Origin of the sequence: Flavobacterium procerum (genome assembly GCF_042431625.1) — a bacterium.
Lineage (GTDB): Bacteria > Bacteroidota > Bacteroidia > Flavobacteriales > Flavobacteriaceae > Flavobacterium > Flavobacterium procerum.
The window spans coordinates 1-2,643 of record NZ_JBHLYW010000014.1 but is presented as its reverse complement, the minus strand read 5'-3'; the positions used below and the strand labels follow the sequence as shown (position 1 = coordinate 2,643).

General features: G+C 51.3%; 1 rRNA gene. It reads left to right on the top strand.

Going from position 1 to position 2,643, the window contains the following annotated elements:
* A 23S ribosomal RNA gene (locus ACFFLS_RS18840) occupies positions 1-2,602 on the top strand; the annotation flags it as partial.
* Positions 2,603-2,643 lie beyond the last annotated feature (41 nt).

The following is a 2,643-nucleotide window of genomic DNA, read 5'->3' as shown; positions in this document are numbered from 1 at the left end:
GGGGTTGTAGGACCGCGACATTTCATGCACAAGGAACCGGAAGCTTCTGGAAAGGAGCGCCATAGAGGGTGACGGCCCCGTACGGGCAACGAGTGTAATGGATAGCGGCATCCTGAGTAGGGCGGGGCACGTGAAACCCTGTCTGAATTCGGCGGGACCATCCGCTAAGGCTAAATACTCCTGAGAGACCGATAGTGAACCAGTACCGTGAGGGAAAGGTGAAAAGAACCGTGAATAACGGAGTGAAATAGATCCTGAAACCATGCGCCTACAAGCGGTCGGAGCCCCTTCGTGGGGTGACGGCGTGCCTTTTGCATAATGAGCCTACGAGTTAACGCTGCTGGCGAGGATAAGTGGTTAAGCCATGGATCCGCAGCGAAAGCGAGTCTGAATAGGGCGCTTTAGTCAGTAGTGTTAGACGCGAAACCGTGTGATCTACCCATGGGCAGGTTGAAGCTGTGGTAACACACAGTGGAGGACCGAACCGGTTGACGTTGAAAAGTCTTCGGATGACCTGTGGGTAGGGGTGAAAGGCCAATCAAACTCGGAAATAGCTCGTACTCCCCGAAATGCATTTAGGTGCAGCGCTGACGATAGTTATATAGAGGTAGAGCTACTGATTGGATGCGGGGGCTTCACCGCCTACCAATTCCTGACAAACTCCGAATGCTATATAATGTTTCACAGCAGTGAGGGCTTGGGTGCTAAGGTCCAAGTCCGAGAGGGAAAGAACCCAGACCATCAGCTAAGGTCCCCAAATATATGTTAAGTTGAAAGAACGAGGTTTGTCTGCCCAGACAGCTAGGATGTTGGCTTGGAAGCAGCCATTCATTTAAAGAGTGCGTAACAGCTCACTAGTCGAGCGGACGAGCATGGATAATAATCGGGCATAAACATATTACCGAAGCTATGGATTTACAGGTAACTGTAAGTGGTAGGGGAGCATTCCGACAGGGCTGAAGGTGTGCCGCAAGGCATGCTGGACCGGTCGGAAAAGAAAATGTAGGCATAAGTAACGATAATGCGGGCGAGAAACCCGCACACCGAAAAACTAAGGTTTCCACAGCTATGCTAATCAGCTGTGGGTTAGTCTGGTCCTAAGGCGAACCCGAAAGGGACAGTCGATGGCCGACGGGTTAATATTCCCGTACTACTTATTGCTGTGATGGGGTGACGGAGTGATGAAAGCGCCGCGGACTGACGGAATAGTTCGTTGAAGTACCTAGCTATAGGCTCTCTAGGCAAATCCGGAGAGCTTGGTGAAATACGATAGTACTCGGAGTCTTCGGACAAAGAGATAGCGCGCCTAAGGGCTTCCAAGAAAAACCTCTAAACTTCAGGCAATAAGTACCAGTACCGCAAACCGACACAGGTAGTTGAGGAGAGAATCCTAAGGTGCTCGAGAGATTCATGGCTAAGGAATTAGGCAAAATAGACCTGTAACTTCGGGAGAAAGGTCGCCCCGAGCAATCGGGGCCGCAGTGAAGAGGTCCAGGCGACTGTTTATCAAAAACACAGGGCTCTGCAAAATCGCAAGATGAAGTATAGGGCCTGACACCTGCCCGGTGCTGGAAGGTTAAGAGGAGATGTTATCTTCGGAGAAGCATTGAATTGAAGCCCCAGTAAACGGCGGCCGTAACTATAACGGTCCTAAGGTAGCGAAATTCCTTGTCGGGTAAGTTCCGACCTGCACGAATGGTGTAACGATCTGGACACTGTCTCAGCCATGAGCTCGGTGAAATTGTAGTAACGGTGAAGATGCCGTTTACCCGCAGTGGGACGAAAAGACCCTGTGCACCTTTACTATAGCTTAGTATTGACCTTGGACAAATGATGTGTAGGATAGGTTGGAGACTATGAAGCGGCGTCGCCAGGCGTCGTGGAGTCATTGTTGAAATACAACCCTTTGTTTGTCTGAGGCCTAACCCCGTGTTGCGGGGGACAGTGCTTGGTGGGTAGTTTGACTGGGGTGGTCGCCTCCAAAAGAGTAACGGAGGCTTCTAAAGGTTCCCTCAGCACGCTTGGTAACCGTGCGCAGAGTGCAATGGCATAAGGGAGCTTGACTGAGAGACATACAGGTCGATCAGGTACGAAAGTAGAGCATAGTGATCCGGTGGTTCCGCATGGAAGGGCCATCGCTCAAAGGATAAAAGGTACGCCGGGGATAACAGGCTGATCTCCCCCAAGAGCTCATATCGACGGGGGGGTTTGGCACCTCGATGTCGGCTCGTCACATCCTGGGGCTGGAGAAGGTCCCAAGGGTTGGGCTGTTCGCCCATTAAAGTGGCACGCGAGCTGGGTTCAGAACGTCGTGAGACAGTTCGGTCTCTATCTACTGCGGGCGCAAGAAATTTGAGTGGATCTGATTCTAGTACGAGAGGACCGAATTGGACCAACCGCTGGTGTATCTGTTGTCCCGCCAGGGGCACCGCAGAGTAGCTACGTTGGGAAGGGATAAGCGCTGAAAGCATATAAGCGCGAAACCCACCACAAGATGAGATTTCTTTTAAGGATCGTGGAAGATGACCACGTTGATAGGCTACAGATGTAAAGGCAGCAATGTCACAGTCGAGTAGTACTAATAATCCGTAAGCTTATGTACGCCCTTTTCTCCCGGCTGCGGCCGGGAGAAGAAACTTTCTA